Annotated in this window: 17 protein-coding genes; 12 read left to right on the top strand and 5 right to left on the bottom strand. The window is 64.6% G+C overall.

The window, feature by feature from the left end; all coding sequences use genetic code 11:
- Nucleotides 1-13 precede the first annotated feature (13 nt).
- On the top strand, nucleotides 14-1,291 hold the full coding sequence (gene alr, locus IVB24_RS19695) for an alanine racemase (protein WP_162407093.1): 1,278 nt from the start codon (nucleotides 14-16) through the stop codon (nucleotides 1,289-1,291).
- A gap of 11 nt (nucleotides 1,292-1,302) precedes the next feature.
- Here alr and IVB24_RS19690 read toward each other — a convergent pair whose 3' ends face one another.
- Nucleotides 1,303-1,524 carry a cysteine rich repeat-containing protein gene (locus IVB24_RS19690; RefSeq protein WP_094896666.1) on the bottom strand — a complete coding sequence of 74 codons (222 nt, stop codon included), beginning with the start codon at nucleotides 1,522-1,524 and terminating at the stop codon, nucleotides 1,303-1,305.
- A 39-nt stretch (nucleotides 1,525-1,563) separates the two neighbouring features.
- Here IVB24_RS19690 and IVB24_RS19685 point away from each other — a divergent pair, with 39 nt between their 5' ends.
- On the top strand, nucleotides 1,564-2,334 hold the full coding sequence (locus IVB24_RS19685; protein WP_247768176.1) for an exodeoxyribonuclease III: 771 nt from the start codon (nucleotides 1,564-1,566) through the stop codon (nucleotides 2,332-2,334).
- A 211-nt stretch (nucleotides 2,335-2,545) separates the two neighbouring features.
- Here the strand turns inward: IVB24_RS19685 and IVB24_RS19680 are convergent, their stop codons facing one another.
- Both IVB24_RS19680 and treZ read right to left on the bottom strand, forming a co-directional pair.
- Nucleotides 2,546-3,322, bottom strand: coding sequence for a potassium channel family protein (locus tag IVB24_RS19680; RefSeq protein WP_094974538.1), 777 nt, complete (start codon nucleotides 3,320-3,322; stop codon nucleotides 2,546-2,548).
- Between the two features lie 99 nt (nucleotides 3,323-3,421).
- On the bottom strand, nucleotides 3,422-5,146 hold the full coding sequence (treZ, locus tag IVB24_RS19675; RefSeq protein ID WP_247774131.1) for a malto-oligosyltrehalose trehalohydrolase: 1,725 nt from the start codon (nucleotides 5,144-5,146) through the stop codon (nucleotides 3,422-3,424).
- A 483-nt stretch (nucleotides 5,147-5,629) separates the two neighbouring features.
- Between treZ and glgA the strand changes: the two genes are divergently transcribed.
- The 4 genes from glgA (at nucleotide 5,630) to IVB24_RS19655 (ending at nucleotide 10,606) form a co-directional block, all read left to right on the top strand.
- Nucleotides 5,630-7,039: a glycogen synthase GlgA gene (glgA, locus tag IVB24_RS19670; RefSeq protein WP_247768175.1), complete on the top strand. Its 1,410-nt coding sequence runs from the start codon at nucleotides 5,630-5,632 to the stop codon at nucleotides 7,037-7,039.
- Between the two features lie 188 nt (nucleotides 7,040-7,227).
- Nucleotides 7,228-7,509, top strand: coding sequence for a DUF3606 domain-containing protein (locus IVB24_RS19665; protein ID WP_094974540.1), 282 nt, complete (start codon nucleotides 7,228-7,230; stop codon nucleotides 7,507-7,509).
- 38 nt (nucleotides 7,510-7,547) lie between these two features.
- Nucleotides 7,548-9,785: a glycogen debranching protein GlgX gene (gene glgX, locus IVB24_RS19660; protein ID WP_247768173.1), complete on the top strand. Its 2,238-nt coding sequence runs from the start codon at nucleotides 7,548-7,550 to the stop codon at nucleotides 9,783-9,785.
- A 95-nt stretch (nucleotides 9,786-9,880) separates the two neighbouring features.
- Nucleotides 9,881-10,606: a sulfite exporter TauE/SafE family protein gene (locus tag IVB24_RS19655; protein ID WP_094974542.1), complete on the top strand. Its 726-nt coding sequence runs from the start codon at nucleotides 9,881-9,883 to the stop codon at nucleotides 10,604-10,606.
- 10 nt (nucleotides 10,607-10,616) lie between these two features.
- Here the strand turns inward: IVB24_RS19655 and IVB24_RS19650 are convergent, their stop codons facing one another.
- Together IVB24_RS19650 and IVB24_RS19645 are read right to left on the bottom strand one after the other, a co-directional pair.
- On the bottom strand, nucleotides 10,617-12,683 hold the full coding sequence (locus IVB24_RS19650; RefSeq protein WP_247768171.1) for a GGDEF domain-containing phosphodiesterase: 2,067 nt from the start codon (nucleotides 12,681-12,683) through the stop codon (nucleotides 10,617-10,619).
- Nucleotides 12,683-13,840 carry an ABC transporter substrate-binding protein gene (locus IVB24_RS19645; RefSeq protein ID WP_247768169.1) on the bottom strand — a complete coding sequence of 386 codons (1,158 nt, stop codon included), beginning with the start codon at nucleotides 13,838-13,840 and terminating at the stop codon, nucleotides 12,683-12,685. Before IVB24_RS19645 ends, IVB24_RS19650 begins: the two co-directional genes overlap by 1 nt.
- Before the next feature lie 202 nt (nucleotides 13,841-14,042).
- Here IVB24_RS19645 and radA point away from each other — a divergent pair, with 202 nt between their 5' ends.
- The 6 genes from radA to IVB24_RS19615 all read left to right on the top strand — a co-directional run bounded on the left by radA (nucleotide 14,043) and on the right by IVB24_RS19615 (nucleotide 21,342).
- Nucleotides 14,043-15,488, top strand: a complete 1,446-nt coding sequence (radA, locus tag IVB24_RS19640; RefSeq protein WP_247768167.1) for a DNA repair protein RadA — start codon at nucleotides 14,043-14,045, stop codon at nucleotides 15,486-15,488.
- A gap of 168 nt (nucleotides 15,489-15,656) precedes the next feature.
- The gene (locus IVB24_RS19635) at nucleotides 15,657-16,286 is read left to right on the top strand and encodes a CvpA family protein (protein WP_247768165.1); all 630 of its coding nucleotides are present in this window, start codon (nucleotides 15,657-15,659) and stop codon (nucleotides 16,284-16,286) included.
- A gap of 28 nt (nucleotides 16,287-16,314) precedes the next feature.
- The gene (gene purF, locus IVB24_RS19630) at nucleotides 16,315-17,838 is read left to right on the top strand and encodes an amidophosphoribosyltransferase (protein ID WP_247768163.1); all 1,524 of its coding nucleotides are present in this window, start codon (nucleotides 16,315-16,317) and stop codon (nucleotides 17,836-17,838) included.
- Between the two features lie 134 nt (nucleotides 17,839-17,972).
- Nucleotides 17,973-18,713: an SDR family NAD(P)-dependent oxidoreductase gene (locus IVB24_RS19625; RefSeq protein ID WP_094974547.1), complete on the top strand. Its 741-nt coding sequence runs from the start codon at nucleotides 17,973-17,975 to the stop codon at nucleotides 18,711-18,713.
- A gap of 91 nt (nucleotides 18,714-18,804) precedes the next feature.
- On the top strand, nucleotides 18,805-19,947 hold the full coding sequence (locus IVB24_RS19620) for a hypothetical protein (RefSeq protein ID WP_247768161.1): 1,143 nt from the start codon (nucleotides 18,805-18,807) through the stop codon (nucleotides 19,945-19,947).
- A gap of 168 nt (nucleotides 19,948-20,115) precedes the next feature.
- Nucleotides 20,116-21,342, top strand: a complete 1,227-nt coding sequence (locus IVB24_RS19615) for an ABC transporter substrate-binding protein (RefSeq protein ID WP_247768159.1) — start codon at nucleotides 20,116-20,118, stop codon at nucleotides 21,340-21,342.
- The last annotated feature ends 267 nt before the right edge of the window (nucleotides 21,343-21,609 follow it).

Here is a 21,609-nt window from a genome sequence, read left to right as displayed (position 1 = left end):
CGACGCCATGACAATGGCGTCCGACCCGAAAACCATCTCGCAATCCGGCCTTCTTTCCGCGGAGGCCAGTCAGGCTGCCGCCCTCGCTGCCTATGGCGGCGTGCTGACCGTCGATCTCGACGCCATCATCGCCAATTGGCGCAAGCTCGAAAAGACCGCGGTGCCGGCCGAATGCTCGGCGGTGATCAAGGCCGACGCCTATGGCTGCGGCGCCGCGGAGGTCGCGCGTGCGCTGAGCAAGGCCGGCTGCAAGACCTTTTTCGTCGCCACCATCGAGGAAGCGCGCAAGGTGCGCGCCGCCGTCCCGGAGCCCACGATCTACGTGCTCGGCGGCTATTTCCAGAACACCGGCGAGCACTACGCCAAGATCAATTGCCGTCCGGTCATCGGCGACCTCAACGAGCTCGCCGAATGGGACGTGTTCTGCCGCCGCACCGGCTGGACCGGGGGCGCGGCGATCCATATCGACACCGGCATGAACCGGCTCGGCCTGACATTATCGGAAGCGCAGGCCATCATCCCCCGCATCAATGCCGGCGATCACGGCATCACGCTGGTGATGAGCCATCTGGTCTCGGCCGAGCAGCTCAACAGCCCGGTGAACGCCAGGCAGCTCGCTGCCTTCCGCGGCATCGCCAGCGAGTTCTCCGGCGTGCCGGCGGCGCTCGCCAATTCCTCCGGCATCTTTCTCGGCGCGCCCTTCCAGTTCGACCTGGTGCGGCCGGGCGCCGCTCTCTACGGCGTCAACCCGACGCCGGAGGCCGACAATCCGATGCAGCCGGTGGTCGACCTCAAGGCGCGCATCGTGCAGATCCGCACCATCGAGCGCGGCGAGAGCGTCGGCTATGGCGGCACCTGGACCGCGCGGCGGCCGACCAAGCTCGCGATCATCGCGGTCGGTTATGCCGACGGCTATTTCCGCGCCGCCAGCTCCAATGACGGCACCCGCGGTGCCGAAGTCATCGTCGCAGGCAAGCGCTGCCCGGTCGCCGGCCGCATCTCGATGGATCTGATCGCGATCGACATCACCGATTTGCCGCCGAACGCGGCGCGGCGCGGCCATATGGTGACGCTCCTCGGCGAGGGCATCACCGTCGACGAGCTCGCGCATCATTTCGGCACCATCGGCTATGAGGTGCTGACGAGCCTCGGCCACCGCTACGCCCGCCTCTACAAGGGCGGCAATGTGGAGGAGCCGCTGACGAAGCCGGTTCCGGCGAGCACGGCGGAGCAACCGCCCTCGCCGCCGCCGATCGAGCAGCCCGCGGCGCCGCCGCCGCTGCCCACCTAGTCCTCAGCCCCTTACTTCTTCTTTCGGCCGTCGAGCGCCGTCTTGCAGGACACGCTGAGCTGGTCGCGCTTGGCGTCGAGGCAGGCGATGACCTTGCCGCCGCCCGGCGCGATGCCGGCGCAGAATTTGTCATAGTCCGCCTTGCACGCACCGCGCGGATCGGAGGATTGTGCCGAAGCCGCTCCGGAGATCGCGGCAACGACGACGAAAGCAGCAAAGTTCAACTTGGACATTGTATCTCCGGTGTCGGAAGGCAGAAGCGCTAGCTCTACATGAAGATCGCGACATTCAACATCAACAACGTCAACCGCCGCCTGCCCAATCTGTTGGCATGGCTGCGCGCGGCAAAGCCCGATGTCGTCGCGCTTCAGGAATTGAAGGCAAGTGATGGCGAATTTCCGGCGGCCGCGATCGAAAAGGCCGGCTATGGCGCAGTGTGGCGCGGACAGAAGACATGGAACGGTGTCGCCATCCTCGCCCGCAATGCAGAGCCCATTCTCACCCGCGACCGCTTGCCTGGAAGGCCCGGCGATCTCGAGGCCCGCTACATCGAGGCCGCCGTGCGCGGAATCATCGTCACCAGCATCTATCTGCCGAACGGCAATCCGCAGCCGGGACCGAAATTCGACTACAAGCTGGACTGGTTCGCACGGCTGAAGCGCCACGCCAGGAGCTTCATCAAGCAGGATCTGCCCGTGGTGCTCGCCGGCGACTACAACGTCGCGCCAACCGAGATCGACATCTATCCGACGCGCTCATGGGACAAGGACGCGCTGGTCCAGCCGAAGAGCCGCGCGGCCTATGCCTCGCTCGTCGAGCAAGGCTGGTGCGATGCGATCCGCGAGCTGCATCCGGAAAAGCGCGTCTACACGTTCTGGGACTACAAGCGGAACTGCTGGCCGCGCGACGCGGGGCTGCGGCTCGATCATCTCCTGCTGAGCCCTGCGCTGGTCTCACGGCTGACGAAGGCGGGGGTGGACAAGAAGGTGCGCGGCGAGGATGGGGCGAGCGATCACGCGCCGGCATGGGTGGTCTTGAGATGACGGGGGAGAAGCCCCACCACTGATCCGCAATACAGACGATCTGCCGCCTCTTGCAGCGGCTCGGCCTGCGACGTTCAACACCGTCACCGCAGGCTTCGGGGGCAAAAATCGCGAAAACAACCCCATGCACAGTAGCCGACGCCAGTCGTTTCAATGGCTTAGAGCATCCTGAATCTTGCGTCCATGCACCACATCCGGCGGTCGGGGCGCTTCAGGTCGCGCCTTCATCGGGAATATTGAGGAGGACACCACAGGCCTTGCAATGCACGGCGTCGGCGTCGTGCCTCTGCAGCCCGCAATCCGGACATGGAAATCGCACCTTGTTGGGGCTGAGAAGCGCGCGGGCGAGATTGAAGAACAGGGTGACGCCGAAAATCATGATCACGACGGTGATGAGACGGCCAAGCGTTCCCGGCAGCGTGATGTCGCCGAAGCCGGTCGTCGTCAGCGCCGTAACCGTGAAATAGAGCGCATCGGCATAGTTGTGGATCTGTTCGTTACGAAACTTCTGGGTCTCGTAAACGAGACCGGTCATGACGAAGATGAACACGGCAAGGTTCGTGACGGCGAAGATGACCTCTTCGTTCCGGCGAAAAAACGAAGAATCGATGCGGAGCCTCGCCAGCATCTGGTAGTCGCGCAGCAGCCCCAACGTCCGCAGGATCCGGAGGAAGCCGCCGGCCTCGCCGGCAAGCGGGGCCAGAAAGGATACGATCGCAACCATGTCGGCCCAAGTCGCCAGTTGGCGGAATTTCCGGAACGGGTGCCGGCCGGCGAGCAGCCGTGCGGAAAAGTCGGCAAGCAGCAGCAGGCCGAATAGGACGTCGAGCGTTTCGATGACCTCGCTGGGGTGCAGAAACGACGTGGCGATGATGAAGAGCACCGTCACGATATCGAAGACGAGCAGCGCATAGCGGAAGCGCACGCCATTCGGCGTAGCACCCTCGTACAGCCGGCGGACGTTGCTTCTGAGAGACAACAGGGTCACGGCCTCATGATCGCGGTTTGCCCCGACGATTGCAACCGGAAGCGCGCATTCACGCGCCAAACTCGGTCAAGACGGACGCGATCGAGGGTATTGCAGAGGTCATGGCTGGCCAATCCGGACGATGATGTCGCCCGGCATGAGCGTTTGCTCCTGCGCCGGCCCTCCCCGCCACAGGCATTCGCCGGCCACGAGCTCAGGCATCGGCAGCGGGTGATCGGCAAAGTTAGCGACAATCTGCAGGATTTCTCCCTCCTCCGTCTGCCAGCGCACGTCAATTCCGCCCTGACTCGGATGATCACCGAGCAGTTCGCGGCGCGCCGAAACAAAGCCCTGTTTGATCAGCGGCACGATCTTCTCGTGTCGGATCGTCAGCAACCGCGACGTCAAATCTCGAAACTGTGCACAGCTGGGAGAACGGTCGATTTCGTTCCAGTCAAGCTTCGAGGCTTGAAAGGTCCGCTCGTCGCACGGATCCGGAATTCTGCTGCGCATTTCCGGCGTCGAAAATGACTTAAAATGGGAAAACTCCTTGCGCCGTCCTTCCCGCGTCAACTCGGCAGCTTCCCCCGCCCAATCCGCAAAGAACAGAAACGGCGTTTCGACAGCCGCCTCCTCACCCATGAACAGCATCGGAATGTGCGGATTGAGCAGGACCAGTGCCATCGCCTGACCGAGCTTTCCAGGACCGAGAAGTTTCGACAGCCGCTCACCTAAAGCCCGGTTACCGATCTGGTCGTGGTTTTGAGCGAAGAAGATGGTGGCGTCCGGCGGCAGATGGGCGCTCGGCTCGCCGCGAGGCTCGTTTTGAAGGGCGAAGACCTCGCCTTGGTAGGCAAAGCCTTCGGTGAGCGATCGCGCAAGATGTTCGAGCGGCTTGTCCGCAAACGCGCGGTAATATCCTTCGTCTTCTCCCGTCAGCAGGACATGAAGCGCATTGTGGAAATCATCACCCCACTGGGCTTCGTAATGTCTCGGACGTCCTTCCGCGCGATCCAGCAGATGCGCCTGATTGGCCTCGTTCTCCAGCATCAGATGCACACGCCGGCCCGGCAATTCGTGGCGGATGGTCTCGGCAAGCTCGGCGAGAAAGTGCCGCTCGGAATCGTCCTTCAGCGCGTGAACTGCATCGAGGCGCAGCCCGTCGAAGCCGTAGTCGCGCAGCCACATCAGCGCGTTCTCGATCAGGAATTCACGCACGAAGGCGCCGTCTCGTCCCTCCAGGTTGACGGCGGGTCCCCAGCCCGTGGAGTGGCGCGCGTTGAAGAAATTCTCCGCGTAGCTGTGCAGATAATTCAACTGCGGCCCGAAGTGGTTATAGACCACGTCGAGATAGACCATGATGTCCAGCGCGTGAGCTGCCCGCAACAGCCGCTTCAGATCCTGCGGCCCGCCATAGCGTGCATTGGGCGCATTCAGCAGCACGCCGTCATACCCCCAATTGTGCCGGCCGGGGACATCGTTGATCGGCATCAACTCGATCGCGGTGATGCCGAGATCGCGCAGATAGGGCAACCGCTTCTCGACGCCCTCATAAGTCCCCTCTTCGCTGAAGGCACCGACGTGCAGCTCGTAGATCACGGCCTCCGCCCACGGGCGCCCCGGATAGAGCGTGGCATCGCGTAGCGCCGCCGTGTCGATCACCTCGCTCGGCGCACCGACATCATCAGGCTGGAAGAACGAGGCCGGATCGGGGACGATCAGGTCCTCGTTGATCCTGAACTGATAGCGCGTGCCGGCACGCGCGGTCGGGCTGAGCAGCTGATACCAGCCGTCGTCGTCGCGCGACATCCGCTGCGGCGGTCGACCGCCCTGCAGCAACTCCACCGAGCCGGCCGTCGGGGCCCAGAGATTGAAGCTGACGCCATGATCGACGATATGGGCACCGTGGCGCCGGGCCTGCCCGGCTATTCCAAGCTTCTCTATTCCAAATCTCTCTAAACCAAGCCTCTGAATCAATCCGTCCGCCTTTCGCACCGCATGTTCGGAGCTGGACATGCCTCAGCGTAGCGCGATCGGTGAGCCGGTACGATCGCTTGAGGGATGTCTGCGGACGAGAAAGCTGCCGTGCGGACATTCGTTCCTTACACGAGCGTGCGCGGGAGACGCACTGCCATCGACGATCTCGCACACCCCAAACGCTCTGTACACTTTTGGACCGACCTACGAAAAAAGCTTAGCCGCACGTGGAGCTTAGGAACTTTTGCTGCGCCGCAGAATTTGACGGACAGCGCTTCGCTGAGGAAGCGCCCTTGGAATTTAGAGATGGTTGGCAAAGGCCACTATTGTCCCGATGCAGGGACGTAGCGAATGCGGATCCTGTTCGCGACGCCTGAAGTATCAGACTTCATTCAAGTTGGCGGCCTTGCCGCCGTTTCTGCGGCCCTGCCGCGCGCCTTGCGAGATCTTGCTGACGTACGCGTCATCATCCCGGGCTATCCGGCGGTCCTGCGCGGCTTGAACGATCTCAAGCCCGTGGGTCGATGCCTGCAGTTTGCTGCCCTGCCGGCGTTCGATGTCGATCTCGGGCATACCGCGGACGGTCTGGCGTACTACGTTGTGCGCTGTCCGGAGCTATTCGAGCGCGACGGCACGCCCTACGCCGATGGCAGCGGGGCGGATTGGTGCGACAACAATGTGAGGTTCGCGACCTTCTCCTACGCCGCCGCTCAGCTCGCCAGGGGGCTGGTCGACAAGGATTGGTCGGCCGATCTGGTTCACGCAAACGATTGGCAATGCGCGCTGATCCCCGGCTATCTGGAATGGCACTACGCGCACATTCCGACCGTCTTCACGATCCATAATCTGGCCTATCAGGGCGTCTTCGACCGCAGCTCTCTCGCTCCGCTCGGGATTCCCGAGGCCAGCTTCAACATCGACGGCGTCGAATTCTACAATCGCCTGTCCTTCATCAAGGCGGGCCTGGTCTATGCCTCGCACCTGACGACGGTCAGCCAGACGTATGCGCGGGAGATCACGACCGCCGAATTCGGCTGCGGTCTCGAAGGGCTCCTGAGGCAGAGGGCGGACCGCAACCAATTGTCCGGCATCCTGAACGGCATCGACGAGAGCTGGGACCCGCGAACCTGCTCGTCGCTGCTGCAGCCGTTCGGGGCCGGCGACTGGACCGAACGCTCCCTGAATGCCGACGATGTCAGGGACCAGTTCGGGCTGGCGGTCTCCCGTGGCCCCCTGTTCGCCCTCGTCGCGCGTCTCGTTCATCAGAAGGGCGTCGACCTCGTGATCGAAAGCGCGCAAGCCATCGTCGATGCCGGCGGCCAGATCGTCGTCACCGGCAAGGGCGAGCTGCGGTTCGAAGAGGCCCTGCTCCAGGCGCAGGCTCGCGCGCCGCGATCCATTGCCGTCAAGATCGGCTTCGACGACGCCGAGGCGCGGAAGATATTCGCCGGCAGCGACTTCACGTTGATGCCTTCGCGCTTCGAGCCGTGTGGGCTGAGCCAGATGTACGCCCAGCGCTTCGGTTCGTTGCCGATCGGCCACCGCACCGGCGGCCTCGCCGAGACCATCGTCGACGGCGAGACCGGCTTCCTGTTCGACCATGTATCGGCGCCGGGGTTCCTTGGGAGCCTCTGCCGGGCCTTCTCGACTTTCGGCATGAAGGATCGCCTCGACCACATGCGCAGGGCCGCCATGGCCCAGGCCTTCAGCTGGAGCCGGTCCGCCAAATCCTACGCCGCGCTCTACCGATCATCGATCTAGCGGGCATCCGGGGGACGAACCATGGAGATCGCGCGGATCGCTGCACCGGCTCTTGCCGGCGCTCCGCGGCTGGACGCATGCGCGATGACCGCGGTTCAAGACGCGATCGGCACGCGCCGACGCTGGCTGCCACCCGCAGGAACGGAATCAGCGGGCGACGGTTACCATCCCACACAGGAGTTGCCGCCATGCGCCGCTCGATACCAAAACCAATCCGCAACAAGCTCGACCTGACCGACCGTGCTCAGACGCGTCTCGTGAGAAAACGTTTGAGCCTGTCTGACGCCGAGCTGGCAGCGATCGTCGGACGGATCGGCAATTCGATCGCTGCGATCAGCAAGGAAGTCGCCAAGCAACGCGCCAACGCGCTGCCCAAGCCGACCGATGTGCCGCCCGCGGCAGTGATCGCCTCGGTCACGGCCACCGAGCAGGCCGCCACTGAAGTACCTGTAACAGCGCCGACATCCTGACCGGATTGTCATTGGGGGCAGACATCATTGGGGCAGACATGGACCAAAAGACGCATCCGGACGACGCCCTGACGCGGGCGGCGTCGAGCCTGCGCCGATCCCGGATCACCGAGGGCAAACCGTTCCCGCTCGGCGCCACCTGGGACGGTCTCGGCGTCAATTTCGCGTTGTTCTCGGCCCATGCCACCAAGGTCGAACTCTGCCTGTTCGACGACGACGGTGAAACCGAAGTCGAGCGGATCGAGCTTCCGGAATATACCGATGAAGTCTGGCACGGCTATCTGCCCGCCGCGCGCCCCGGCACAGTCTACGGCTATCGCGTCCATGGACCCTATGAGCCTGACGCGGGACACCGCTTCAATCCCAACAAGCTCCTGCTCGACCCCTACGCCAAGCAGCTGGTTGGACGGCTGCGCTGGGGACCCGAGCTGTTCGGCTACCAGCTCGATCACGCCGACAAGGACCTCTCCTTCGACGAGCGCGACAGCGCACGGCTCATGCAGAAGTGCCGCGTCATCGACCCCGCGTTCACCTGGGGCGCATCGCGCAAGCCCGAAGTACCGTGGGAACGGACGATCGTCTACGAGATGCACGTCAAAGGCTTTACGCAGCTACATCCGCTGGTGCCCGAAGCCGACCGCGGCACATTCTCGGGTCTGGCGCATGCGGAGATCCCCGCCTATCTGCGCTCACTCGGGATCACCAGCGCGGAGCTGCTGCCGATCCACGCCTTCGTCGACGACAGCTATCTGGTCGACAAAGGCCTGCGCAACTACTGGGGTTACAACTCGCTGGCCTTCTTCGCGCCGGAGCCGCGTTACCTGAATACGCCGTCCGCGAACGAATTCAAGGAAATGGTCAACCAGTTCCATGCCCATGGCATCGAGGTTATTCTCGATGTCGTCTACAATCACACCGCCGAAGGCAACGAGCTCGGCCCGACCCTGTCGTTCAAGGGCATCGACAACGCCAGCTATTATCGCTTGCTGCCGGACCAGAAGCGCTACTACATCAACGATACCGGCACCGGAAATACGGTGAACCTGTCGCATCCGCGGGTGCTCCAGCTGGTTGCGGATTCCTTGCGCTACTGGGCAACGGAGATGCGGGTCGACGGCTTCCGTTTCGACCTCGCCACCATCCTGGCGCGCGAGCCCTATGGCTTCGACGAAGGCGGCGGCTTCCTCGACGCGTGCCGCCAGGATCCCGTACTGTCCAGCGTCAAGCTGATCGCAGAACCCTGGGACATCGGCCCCGGCGGTTACCAGGTCGGCCAGTATCCGCCCGGATGGGCCGAATGGAACGACAAGTTCAGGGACACCGTGCGTGCGTTCTGGAAGGGTGACGAAGGCACGCTCGCAGACTTGGCCAAGCGGGTGTCCGGATCTGGGGACCTCTTCAACAAGCGCGGACGGCGGCCATGGGCCAGCGTCAACTTCGTCACGGCGCATGACGGCTTCAACCTCAACGATCTCGTCTCGTACAACGAGAAGCACAATGAGGCGAACGGGGAGGACAATCGCGACGGTCACAGCAACAACCACTCCTGGAATTGCGGGGCGGAAGGCCCGACGGACGATCCCGAGATCGTCGCGCTACGCGAACGCCAGAAGCGGAACCTGCTTGCAACCATGCTGCTGTCGCACGGCACGCCGATGCTGCTTGCGGGTGACGAGTTCGGGCACACCCAGAATGGCAACAACAATGCCTATGCCCAGGACAACGAGACCGCCTGGCTCGACTGGATGGGGATCACGGCAAACGGCCGTAGCCTCCGTGAGTTCACGCGCAAGCTGATCGTGACGCGCAAGGCATTTCCCATCCTCTACCGAAGCCGTTTCCTGGTCGGCTCCCACAATGAAGAGCTCGACGTCAAGGACGTGACGTGGCTGTCACCTTCCGGCGACGAGATGAGCACCGAACAATGGGAGGACGGCAACGCCAAGTGCTTCGGCATGCTGCTCGACGGACGCGCCCAGGAGACCGGCATCAAGCGCCGCGGCTCGGACGCGACGATGCTTCTGATCTACAACGCCCATTACGACGTCGTGAATTTCGCCCTGCCGCCCGTCACCGACGGAAGCCGCTGGCTTGGGCTGATCGACACCAATCAGCCGGATGTCCAGATGCCTGCCTTCGAGTTCGGGCACGCCTACGAGGTGACAGGACGATCGCTCGTCGTCTTTGGCCTTGCCACCGAGAATGTGGCGACGCGCCGCCTGCGCCAAGGTCTCGGCGCGCTGCTCGATGTCGCGGAGGCGCCGCTGCCCGACTAGACGTCCAGCCATCGCCACAAATCCGGCAGGGCGCGACCGCCTCGCCCTGCCCGGCTCCGCTCGCTACACTCCTTGCGATTCCCGGAGCCTCGCCCGTGGCCTTTCTCTTCGTCCTCATCGTCGGCCTCGTCGCCGGCACCATCTCAGGCATCGTCGGCACCGGCTCGTCGATCATGCTGATGCCGGTGCTGGTCTATGCCTACGGGCCGAAGGAAGCGGTGCCGATCATGGCGGTCGCGTCCGTGATGGCGAACTTTTCGCGCATTCTGGCCTGGTGGCGGGAGGTCGACTGGCGGGCCTGCGCGGCCTATTCGGTGACGGGCATTCCGGCCGCCGTGCTCGGCGCACGGACGCTGCTGGCGCTGCCTTCGCACGCCGTCGACCTCGCCATCGGCGTCTTCCTGATTGCGATGGTGCCGGTGCGGCACTGGCTGGCGCGGCACGACCTCAAGGCCAATCTCTGGCATCTGGCGATCGGCGGCGCGGTGATCGGCTATCTCACCGGCATCGTGGTCTCGACCGGCCCGCTCAGCGTGCCGCTGTTTCTGTTCTACGGCCTCTCCAGGGGTGCTTTCCTTGCGACCGAGGCAGCGAGCTCACTCGGCCTCTACTTCGCGAAATCCGTGACCTTCGAGCGCTTCGGCGCGCTGACCGGCGACGTCTTCATGAAGGGCCTGATCGCGGGCTCCTCGCTGATGTCGGGCGCCTTCATCGCAAAACGCTTCGTGCTGCACCTGAAGCCGGACTTGTTCCGCCTGGTGATGGACGCGATCATGATCGCGGCCGGGCTCTCGATGCTGTGGAACGCGACGCAGCCGTAATCGCCTGCGCTCAGGCGGCGAATTCGGGCGCGACCGACGGGCTGTCGGTGACGATGCGGCTCCCGGCCCTCGGCCGTTTCTCGAGCCATTCCAGCACGGCGTCGAGCGGCTGCGGCCGCTGGTAGAGATAGCCCTGCCCGAACCTCACGCCCATCTCGCGCATGGCCGCCGCCTGCCCGGGCCGCTCGATGCCTTCGGCGACCAAAGTGAGCCCCAGCGTGCCGGCGAGCGATGCGATCACGCCGACGATCGCCTTGTCTTCCGCGCTATCGGGAATCTCGCTGATGAAGGCCTTGTCGATCTTGACCTTGTCGAGCGGGAAGCGCCTGAGATGAGCGAGCGAGCTGTAGCCGGTGCCGAAATCGTCGAGCGCGATGGTGGCACCCAGGCGGCGCAAGCGATGCAGCGTCTCGGTCGCGCTGGCGATGTTGTTGATCAGCGATCCCTCGGTGATCTCGAGCTCGAGCGAACTGGCCGCAACGTCGAAGCGCGCGCAGGTCGCGCGCAGCTCGGCGGCGAGCGAGTGGTCGGCAAGCTCGGACGGCGGCAGATTGATCGCGATCCGGATCTGCGGCCTGCCGGCGGCGGCCAGGCGTTGCAAGGCGCGGCAGGCATCGGTCAGCACGTAGCGGGTCAGCTGCGCATTGTTGCCGCTGCGTTCGATCAGCGGCAGGAATTCGCCGGGACCGATCACGCCATGTTCGGGATGCCGCCAGCGGATCAGCGCCTCCAGGCCGACGACGTCGTGGCTTTCGAGGTCGACCTGGCTCTGGTACCAGACCTCGAACTGTCGCTCGGCAAAGCCGGCGGGAATGGCGAGCTCGAGATCCCTGTCGCGGCGGTAATCGCGCTGGAGCGCTTCGTCCAGCACGGCGACCGTGCCGGGCGCCTTGCTCTTGGCGTGATAGAGCGCGATGTCGGCCAGCGTCGGCAGATGCGACAACTCCGGATCGTCGGCGCGGCGCACGGCGAGGCCGATGCTGGCGCGCGGCACGACCTGCTTGTCGTGGAGCCGAATCGGTTCGGAAATGGTGTCCAGCACCTGCTGGGCGAATGCGTGCGCCGCCTTTTCGTGACCGACCTCGGGACGGATGACGACGAATTCGTCGCCGCCGAGCCGTGCGACCCAGTCCTCCGCTTCGACCGCGCCGCGAAGGCGCTCGGCGATATGAACCAGGAAATTGTCGCCGGCCTCGTGGCCGAAAGTGTCGTTGATACCCTTGAAGTCGTCGAGATCGATGAAGCAGAACGCGACCAGCGCGTCCGGCCTGCCTCCATCGCGGCTCGCCACGGCCAGCCGCTCGGTCAGGGAGCGCCGGTTGGGCAGTCCCGTGAGCGGATCGTGCCCGGCCATGTGCCCGAGCCGGTCGAGCGCGCCCGATGTCGTGTGCTGCATGGCGTTGAAGGCGCGCGCGAGCTGGCCGAATTCGTTGGAGGATTTGACGTCCGCCGGATAGGCCCGGCCGTCCTGCTTGCTGCGCTGGATCGCCGACATCATGGCCGCCAGCGGCCTGCCGATGAAGATGTTGGCGGAGATACGCATCGCGATCAGGGTCGCCAACGTCGCGAGCAGGCCGACGACCAGCAGGCGCACCATCCGGCTGCCCGCGTCCGCGTAGAGCCCCGCATGGGAATAGGCGATCACGATACGGCCGGCCTGAACCGCCATGTTGCCGTTGCTGTAATGGACCGGGCGCGAGATCTCTGCGATCGAATGGTCTTCGGAGCGCGCCACCACGCGGGCGATCGCTGCGCCCGTATCGTCATAGACGGTCGCTCCCGCGATGGTCTCGTCGTTCATGATCTCGTTGAGCACGCCCGTCACCTGGTCGTAGCGCATCTTCCAGAGCGGCTCGGCGATCAGCTCGGCCCGGCTCTCGGCGACGCGGGCCATGTGGGCGTCGAGCTGACTGATCTGGGACCAGAAGCTCGAAGCTTCCATGCCGGTTGAGGCGAGCAATTGCACCAGCAGCAGCACGGGTACCGTAGCCCAGATCATGGCGCGAACGACCGGGCGCAAGCGCGGCGCGGCCGGCTCGTGGCGTTCGGGATCAGCCATCGCCTCATCCTTGCTCATCAGTCGGCAACGCCTTCGGGAACCGGCAGGGACGAAATGAGCGCGTCGAGGGAAAAGTCATAATGGCCGCAGCGACCCGCCTTCGCCCTGAAGCGGGCAAAGTCGATCCGGTCGAACGCTCGCGTCTTGATGAGGTCGCCGACCGAACCGAGATTTTGGCGCGTGATCGCGGACGTCTTGACCTCGACCCGAGGCGACACAGCCGCGAAATCGCAGCCGTCGGCATAGTCGCGCAACAGGACGATCGACCAGCCGCCGAGCAGAAAATGCCCGCCGTCGGTCAGCAGCAGGCGGCCTGCCCTGATCTCGCGCAGCGCCTCCTCGGACCAGTTGAGGCCAACGAGCTGGATGTCGCGGCCAGGCACGAGGCCGGCGGCAATCACCGCGCGTATCGCACCGAGCGCCATGGGATCGTTGCCGGCCCAGATACCGGCCGGGCGGATCTCCTTGCGCGATGCCCAGCTTAGATAATTCGCGGTGACAGTCTCGGCCTCCGACTGCGTCCAGTTGGCGAACAGCAACCGGTCCACCACAACGTCAGGCGCGGCATCCACCGCGAGCTTGAGACCGGCGTTGCGCGCGATCGAGGCTGGCGTGATCTCGTCACCGCCGATGCCGAGAAGGTGGATCTTGCCGTCCGGGCTCTGCCATTTCTCGTCACGCGCGGCGGTGATCAGGGCGTTGGCCATCCGCGCACCCGCCGTCTGGAGATCGGTCGTGATGTCGCCGAGCCAGGTCTTGAGCTTCTGCCTGGGCGGTCCGAGACGCACCGCATCCTCGCCGATCAGCGTGTTCGAGAGCAGCAACGTCTTGACGCCGGCAGCCTCGGCCGCTTCCACGATCGGGACGGCGGCGGATTCCTCGTTCGACAGGATGAGGAAATCGGGCTTGTCGCGACGCGCCAGCACGCCGAAGCCGAGCTCCTGCATGGTGCGATAATTGCGCTCGCTGGTCAGCACCTCGACATGCGCGTCGAGCTTGCGGCCAGCGGCCTGCATGGTCTGCGCGACCATGTCCCAATAGACCTCGCCGGTCTTGCCGGGATTGACGAAGACGATGTCGAGACGCTTCGCAGCAGCTGCAACGGCGCCTCCTGGCGGCATGAGAACGCCCCAGGCCATGCCCGCAGCGAGCAATATCCGCAAAAATCCCGTCATTCGTATCGCCATCCCCGCTTGGTTCCAATGCTGGACCCGCGTCCGCTAACATTTGGCAAAGTTCCGCAAGGCGCGGCCGGTAGAGCTAACAAAGGGTGTATCGGACGCATGGAATTGCGGTATCCGAGGTGCCGCCCAGTTCGCTCCCCGACCTGTCATTCCGTGCTATCAGCAAACCCGAAACCCGCGACTCGCTGTCCCCATGGCCAAGAACACGCTCTCCTTCGTCTGCCAGAACTGCGGCGCGGCCTATAACCGCTGGCAGGGCAAGTGCGAATCCTGCGGCGAGTGGAATACGCTCACCGAGGAGGATGCCACCGGCAGCGTCCCCGTCTCTATCCGCTCCAAGCGCAAGGGACGGACGTTTGCGCTGGAGAGCCTGTCGGGGAAAACCCAGGATGCGCCTCGCCTGTCCTCAGGCATGACCGAACTCGACCGCGTCACCGGCGGCGGCTTCGTCCGTGGCTCGGTGCTGCTGGTCGGCGGCGATCCCGGCATCGGCAAATCGACGCTGCTGACGCAGGCCACCAGCATGATGGCGCGTGCCGGCCACCGCATCGTCTACATATCGGGCGAAGAGGCGGTCGCGCAGGTGCGGCTGCGCGCAGAACGGCTTGGGCTGTCGGATGCACCGGTGCAGCTCGCCGCCGAAACCTCGGTCGAGGACATCGTCTCGACGCTGTCCGAGGGCGCGGTGCCCCGGCTGATCGTGATCGATTCGATCCAGACGATGTGGACCGACACGGTGGAATCGGCGCCGGGCACCGTGACGCAGGTCCGCGCCTCGGCGCAGGCGCTGATTCGTTTCGCCAAGAAGACGGGCGCTGCCATCATCCTGGTCGGCCATGTCACCAAGGACGGCCAGATCGCCGGCCCCCGCGTGGTCGAGCACATGGTCGACGCCGTGCTGTCGTTCGAGGGCGAAGGCTCGCAGCAATTCCGCATCCTGCGCGCCGTGAAGAACCGTTTCGGTCCGACCGACGAGATCGGCGTGTTCGAGATGACGGGCCTGGGCTTGCGCGAAGTCACCAACCCCTCCGAGCTGTTCCTGTCGGAGCGCGACCTCGGCACGCCGGGCACCGCAGTGTTCGCGGGCATCGAGGGCACGAGGCCCGTTCTGGTCGAATTGCAGGCGCTGGTGGCGCCGACCTCGCTCGGGACACCGCGGCGCGCCGTGGTCGGCTGGGACCCGAGTCGTCTGTCGATGGTGCTGGCGGTGCTGGAAGCCCATTGCGGCGTCAAGCTGTCCGGCCACGACGTCTATCTGAACGTCGCCGGCGGACTGCGCATCCACGAGCCGGCGGCCGACCTCGCCGCCGCCGCGGCATTGGTGTCATCCTTGGTTAATGCGCAATTGCCGACGGATGCGGTCTATTTCGGCGAGATCTCGCTGTCCGGCGTGGTGCGCCCGGTGGCGCAGACCCCAGCCCGGCTGAAGGAAGCTGCGAAACTCGGCTTCCAGCGCGCTGTGCTGCCCGAATCGGCCCGGGGCGAGAGCGGCGGCGATGCCGGATTGACGCTGAACGCGGTCAACAGCCTGACGACATTGGTGGCCGAGATCGCCGCCCGCGGCTCCCGCCGGGGCGAATCGAACGCGCCGGCGGAGAAAAATGCCACACCGGCAAGATTCCGCCGCGGAGAGGGTTAGGTGGAGGTGACGCCGGAGGCCCCCGCCGCTATACAGCCGTCACAAAAGCAGCATGGGATTGCGTGGTTGCGGCCTTGCCGGGAACGCCGTCTGCCCCTCTTTTAGGGCAGCGGCCAAACACCGATTCGGCTAGAGCACCTTCGACGTACGAGCGGACCAGACCAGCCGATGCCAGTAACACTCCTCGACCTGATCCTGCTCGGTGTGATGCTGATCTCGGGCCTGCTGGCCATGGTCCGCGGCTTCATGCGCGAAATCCTGTCGATCGCGGCCTGGGGCGCGGCGGCGATCGTGACGCTTTACTCCTTCTCGAAGCTGCTGCCGACCGCCAAGAGCTATTTCAACAACGATACCGTGGCGAGCGTCGTCGTCGTCGCCGGTGTGTTCGTCGGTACCCTGGTCGTGGTTTCCGTGATCACGGTCCGGATCTCCGACATGATCCTGGATTCGCGCATCGGCGCGCTGGACCGCACCCTCGGCTTCCTGTTCGGGCTGGCTCGCGGGCTTTTGATCGTCGTGGTCGCCTTCCTGTTCTTCACCTGGCTGGTTCCGGACAAACAGCGCCCGGACTGGGTCGCGGGGGCCAAATCCCGCGTTGTGCTGCAGGGAACCGGGGATTGGCTGATGGCGCTCTTGCCTGACGACCCCGAGAACACCATCTTGAAGAGATTCAAGAAAAACAAACCAGATGATGATCAAGCTGAATCCGAGCAGCAGCCTTCGGGCAGTGGCGACGGATACAGTAAACCTGCTCGTGACGGCCTGAAAAAGCTGATCGAGAAACCCGCGGCGCGTTGATTTAGCCCTAGAGAGAGGCTCGGACGAGATGCGATACCCTGACCAGGACGCCCAGCTTGATCTCGACCTGAACCGGCCCTCTGGCCCAGCCGCGATCGAGCTGCAGGACGACCTGGAAGGAGATACGCTGCGCGAGGAATGCGGCGTCTTCGGCATCTACGGCCACCCCGACGCCGCCGCCATCACCGCGCTCGGTCTTCACGCCCTTCAGCACCGCGGTCAGGAAGCGGCCGGCATCGTCTCCTACGACGGCAGCCGCTTCCACAGTGAACGCCGGCTCGGCCTCGTCGGCGACACCTTCTCCCGCCGCGAGGTGATCGACCGCCTGCCCGGCAATATGGCCGTGGGCCATGTCCGCTACTCCACCACCGGCGCCACCATCCTGCGCAACGTGCAGCCGCTGTTCGCCGAGCTCAATGCCGGCGGCCTCGCGGTCGCCCACAACGGCAACCTCACCAACGGCCTGACGCTGCGCCGCGAGCTCGTGAAGAGCGGCGCGATGATGCAGTCGACCACCGACACCGAGGTGATCCTGCACCTGGTCGCACGCTCCCGGCGCAGCCGCTTCATCGAGCGCTATATCGACGCGCTGCGCGAGATCGAGGGCGCCTATGCGCTGGTCTCGCTGACCAACAAGAAGCTGGTCGGCGCGCGCGATCCGCGCGGCATCCGTCCCCTGGTGCTCGGCGAGCTCGACGGCTGCCCGATCCTGACGTCGGAGACCTGCGCGCTCGACATCATCGGCGCCCGCTTCGTCCGCGACATCGAGCCCGGCGAAGTCATCGTGTTCGACGAGAGCGGCCAGGACATTCACAAGCCGTTCCCGCCGATGGCGCCGCGCCCCTGCATCTTCGAATACATCTACTTCTCCCGTCCGGATTCCATCGTCCACGGCCGCTCCGTCTACGAAGTGCGCAAGGCCTTCGGCGCACAGCTCGCGCGCGAGAGCCACGTGCCGATCGACGTCGTGGTGCCGGTGCCGGATTCCGGCGTGCCCGCCGCGGTTGGCTACAGCCAGCATTCGGGCGTGCCGTTCGAGCTCGGCATCATCCGCAACCACTATGTCGGCCGCACCTTCATCCAGCCGACGCAGGCGATCCGCGAATCCGGCGTGCGCATGAAGCATTCCGCCAACCGCGCCGCGATCGAAGGCAAGCGCATCATCCTGATCGACGATTCGCTGGTGCGCGGCACCACTTCGAAGAAGATCGTTCGCATGATGCGCGATGCCGGCGCCAAGGAAGTGCACTTCCGCCTCGCTTCGCCCCCGATCCTCTATCCCGACTATTACGGCATCGACCTACCGGATCGCGGCGGGCTTCTGGCGGCGACGCATTCGCTGGAAGAGATGCGCGAGATCATCGGCGCCGACTCGCTCGCCTTCCTGTCGATCGACGGCATGTACCGCGCCATGGGCGAGCCCGGCCGCGACCCCGCCAATCCGAAGTTTTCGGATCACTGCTTCACCGGCGCATACCCGACCCACCTCACCGACCAGACCCAGACCGAGCAGCAGCCGCGGCAGCTGTCGCTGCTGGCGGAAGCGAGCTGAGGACGGATCGTCCTGGGGCTCAGGGGTCCCTTTTCGTCATGGCCGGGCTTGTCCCGGCCATCCACGTCTGTAATACCCGCCGCAAAGAACGTGGATGCCCGGGACAAGCCCGGGCATGACGGAAGTATTCGACGATGACAAATCCCCTCGCCGACCGCATCGCTCTCGTCACCGGCGCCTCGCGCGGCATCGGCTATGCCACGGCCATCGCGCTCGCCAAGGCCGGCGCGCATATCGTTGCCACCGCGCGCACGCAAGGCGGGCTTGAGGAGCTCGACGACGAGATCCGGAAACTGGGCGGCAGCGCCACGCTGGTACCGCTGAACCTCACCGATTCCGACGGCATCGCGCGGCTCGGCGCCGGCCTGCACGAACGTTACGGCAAGCTCGACATCCTCGTCGGCAATGCCGGCGTGCTCGGCCCGTCCTCGCCGATCGGCCATATTGAGCTGAAGACCTTCACCGACGTGATGGCCGTCAACGTCTCCGCCAACTTCCAGCTGATCCGCTGCATGGAGCCGCTGTTGAAGCAGTCCGACGCCGGCCGCGCCGTGTTCGTCACTTCGGGTGCCGCCAACAAGGCGACGGCCTATGTCAGCCCCTACGCGGCGTCCAAGGCCGCGCTGGAGACGCTGGCCCGCGCCTGGGCGCAGGAGACCGCGAACACCAAGCTACGCGTCAATCTGTTCAACCCCGGCCCGGTCCGCACCCGCATGCGCGCCACGCTGATGCCGGGCGAAGACCCGGCGACGCTCGACACGGCCGAGCAGGTCGCCGAATTCATCGTGCCGATGTGCGCGCCCGACTGGACCGAGACCGGCAAATTCTACGACTACAAGACCCGCAGCCTGATGAGCTTCCGCTCGCCCGCGTAAGTCCCTAGCCTGATTGACTCGACTGCCTCCCCGCGATTGACTGCCCGCGCTCAAGCGGCAGCAAGCCGCACGCCCAAAAAGGGAGGTTGCCATGGCGCCATGGCATGATCGCGCAGGCTCTGCGTCTGCGCTCGTTGGTCACGCTCTCTCCATTCTGATCGCAGCCGTCGTCTTCGCGCTTCCATGTGCGGCGATCGCCGGCGACGTTCCGACCTTCGCGGTCGATGCCTCCTGGCCGAAGCAGCTGCCGAATAACTGGATCCTCGGCCAGGTCGGCGGCATCACCGTCGATGGGCAGGGCCATATCTGGGTGATCCATCGCCCGCGCTCGCTCACCGATGACGAGAAGGGCGCGAGCCTCAACCCGCCGCGCTCGAAATGCTGCATCTCAGCACCGCCCGTGCTCGAGTTCGATGCCGAGGGCAATCTGCTGCGCTCATGGGGTGGTCCCGGCCAGGGCTACGAATGGGTCGGCCGAGAGCATGGCATCGAGGTCGACGAGCGCGGCTTCGTCTGGATCGGCGGCAACGCCGACAACGACAACGCGATTCTGAAGTTCACGCTCGACGGCAAGTTCGTCGCCCAGATCGGCAAGATCGCGCCGAGCCTCGGCAGCAACGACACGACGCAGCTCGGCAAGCCCGCCGAGACCGCGATCGACAAGGAGGCCAACGAGATCTACGTCGCCGACGGCTACGGCAACCGCCGCGTCATCGTGTTCGATGCGACGACGCTCGCCTACAAGCGGCATTGGGGCGCCTATGGCAACAAGCCCGACGACGCCAAGCAAGGGCCGTACGATCCCAAGGCGCAGGCCGCGCAGCAATTCGGCAATCCCGTGCACTGCGTGAAGCTCGCCAATGACGGCCTCGTCTATGTTTGCGACCGCATCAATAACCGCATCCAGGTGTTCAAGAAGGACGGCAGCTTCGTGAAGGAGTTCTTCTTCGAGAAGAACACGCTCGGCAACGGCGCGGTGTGGGACATCGCGATCTGGCCCGATCCGAAGCAGACCTGGCTGCTCAGCGCCGACGGCGAGAACAACGAGATCAGGGTGATCAAGCGCGACGACGGCAGCGTAGTCGGCAGCTTCGGGCACAACGGCCGCAACGCCGGTCAATTCCACTGGGTGCATGCCATGGCGGTCGACGCCAAGGGTAATGTCTATACCGCCGAGGTCGACACCGGAAAGCGTATCCAGAAATTCAAGCTGACATCGGACGCGCTCAAATAGCGTCTCAACGCATTTTGCCCAAAAGTTAACCGATAGATGACGCTACGACGCAGCGTCATCCGGCTTTAGGCGCATTGCCGCCGGCCCTGGGACAGGCTAGAGCCATCAGCCGGAACAAGGCTCCGCAAAGAGAGCCGTCCGCATATTTGACAATGGAGGAAACCTTTTATGACGACGACGCTCGTGCGCCGCTCCGCGGCCCTTCTGGCCTGTGCCGCCTTCGGCTTTGCAACATCCGCCTACGCGCAGGACAAGACCGTCAAGATCGGCGTGCTCAACGACATGTCGAGCCTCTATGCCGACATCGGCGGCCCCAATTCCGTGGTTGCGATCAAGATGGCGGTCGAGGATTCCGGCCTGCTCAAGAAGGGCTGGAAGATCGACGTGCTCAGCGGAGATCACCAGAACAAGCCCGACGTCGGCGTCAACATCGCCCGGCAGTGGATCGACAACGAGAAGGTCGACGCGATCGCAGACACGCCGAACTCGGGCGTCGCGCTGGCGGTCAGCAACCTCGTCAAGGAAAAGAATGCGGTGCTGCTGAACTCCGGCGCCGCCTCCGCCGACCTGACCGGCAAGGCCTGTACGCCGAACACGGTCTCCTTTACCTATGACACTTATATGCTGGCGAACGGCACCGGCAAGGCGCTGACCAAGGCAGGCGGCGACACCTGGTTTTTCCTGACCTCGGACTATGCCTTCGGTCATGCGCTCGAACGCGACACCACGGCGGTCGTGACCGCGAACGGCGGCAAGGTGCTCGGCAGCGTCAAGCATCCGATCAACAGCTCGGACTTCTCGTCCTTCCTGCTGCAGGCGCAATCGTCCAAGGCCAAGGTGGTGGGCCTCGCCAATGCCGGCGGCGACACCACCAACGCGATCAAGCAGGCTGCCGAATTCGGTATCGTTCAGGGCGGCCAGAAGCTCGCCGCCCTCCTACTCTTCATCAACGACGTGCACTCGCTCGGTCTGAAGACCGCACAGGGCCTGACCTTCACCGAGTCCTTCTATTGGGACATGAACGACCAGACCCGCTCCTGGTCGAAGCGCTTCTCGGAGAAGGCGAGCAAGAACGCGATGCCGTCAATGACCCAGGCCGGCAACTATGCGATGGTGCTGCATTATCTCAAGGCGATGGACGCGCTCGGTGGCAACCCGCATGACGGCGCCAAGGTGGTCGCCAAGATGAAGGAGCTGCCGACCGACGATCCGCTGTTCGGCAAAGGCCCGCTGCGCGCCGATGGCCGCCGCCTCATCCCGGCCTATCTGTTCGAGGTGAAAAAGCCTGCGGAATCGAAGGGGCCGTGGGACTATTACAAGCAGATCGCCACCATCGCACCGGAAGACGCGGCCAAGCCGCTCAAGGACAGCGAGTGTCCGCTGGTGAAGAAGTAACCGCCAGAGCGTAGCACACATCGTAGGGCGGGTTAGCCGCAAGGCGTAACCCGCCTCTTTTCTTACGCAGAGGGAGATGGCGGATTACGCTTCGCTAATCCGCCATACGGCTCGATTTGGCGATTACAGGCTGCCGGAGGGTGGGCAAACCAAAGCGTGCCCACGACTTCTTGCTTCCATGAACGGATGGTGGGCATGGCGCTTGTGCGCCTTTGCCCACCCTACTAGACCGACTTCGCCGCCCCCACCGTCCGCACCGCGATCGCC

It is taken from the genome of Bradyrhizobium sp. 192 (genome assembly GCF_023100965.1).
Taxonomy (GTDB): domain Bacteria; phylum Pseudomonadota; class Alphaproteobacteria; order Rhizobiales; family Xanthobacteraceae; genus Bradyrhizobium; species Bradyrhizobium symbiodeficiens.
The sequence above is the reverse complement of the archived record's forward strand: the minus strand, read 5'-3'. Positions and strand labels throughout refer to the sequence as shown.

Coding starts and splice junctions, on each gene's coding strand:
- alr (WP_162407093.1), top strand. CDS start 14: ATGGCGTCCGACCCGAAAACCATCTCGCAATCCGGCCTTCTTTCCGCG.
- IVB24_RS19690 (WP_094896666.1), bottom strand. CDS start 1,524: ATGTCCAAGTTGAACTTTGCTGCTTTCGTCGTCGTTGCCGCGATCTCC.
- IVB24_RS19685 (WP_247768176.1), top strand. CDS start 1,564: ATGAAGATCGCGACATTCAACATCAACAACGTCAACCGCCGCCTGCCC.
- glgA (WP_247768175.1), top strand. CDS start 5,630: ATGCGGATCCTGTTCGCGACGCCTGAAGTATCAGACTTCATTCAAGTT.
- IVB24_RS19665 (WP_094974540.1), top strand. CDS start 7,228: ATGCGCCGCTCGATACCAAAACCAATCCGCAACAAGCTCGACCTGACC.
- glgX (WP_247768173.1), top strand. CDS start 7,548: ATGGACCAAAAGACGCATCCGGACGACGCCCTGACGCGGGCGGCGTCG.
- IVB24_RS19650 (WP_247768171.1), bottom strand. CDS start 12,683: ATGAGCAAGGATGAGGCGATGGCTGATCCCGAACGCCACGAGCCGGCC.
- IVB24_RS19645 (WP_247768169.1), bottom strand. CDS start 13,840: ATGACGGGATTTTTGCGGATATTGCTCGCTGCGGGCATGGCCTGGGGC.
- radA (WP_247768167.1), top strand. CDS start 14,043: ATGGCCAAGAACACGCTCTCCTTCGTCTGCCAGAACTGCGGCGCGGCC.
- IVB24_RS19635 (WP_247768165.1), top strand. CDS start 15,657: ATGCCAGTAACACTCCTCGACCTGATCCTGCTCGGTGTGATGCTGATC.
- purF (WP_247768163.1), top strand. CDS start 16,315: ATGCGATACCCTGACCAGGACGCCCAGCTTGATCTCGACCTGAACCGG.
- IVB24_RS19625 (WP_094974547.1), top strand. CDS start 17,973: ATGACAAATCCCCTCGCCGACCGCATCGCTCTCGTCACCGGCGCCTCG.
- IVB24_RS19620 (WP_247768161.1), top strand. CDS start 18,805: ATGGCGCCATGGCATGATCGCGCAGGCTCTGCGTCTGCGCTCGTTGGT.
- IVB24_RS19615 (WP_247768159.1), top strand. CDS start 20,116: ATGACGACGACGCTCGTGCGCCGCTCCGCGGCCCTTCTGGCCTGTGCC.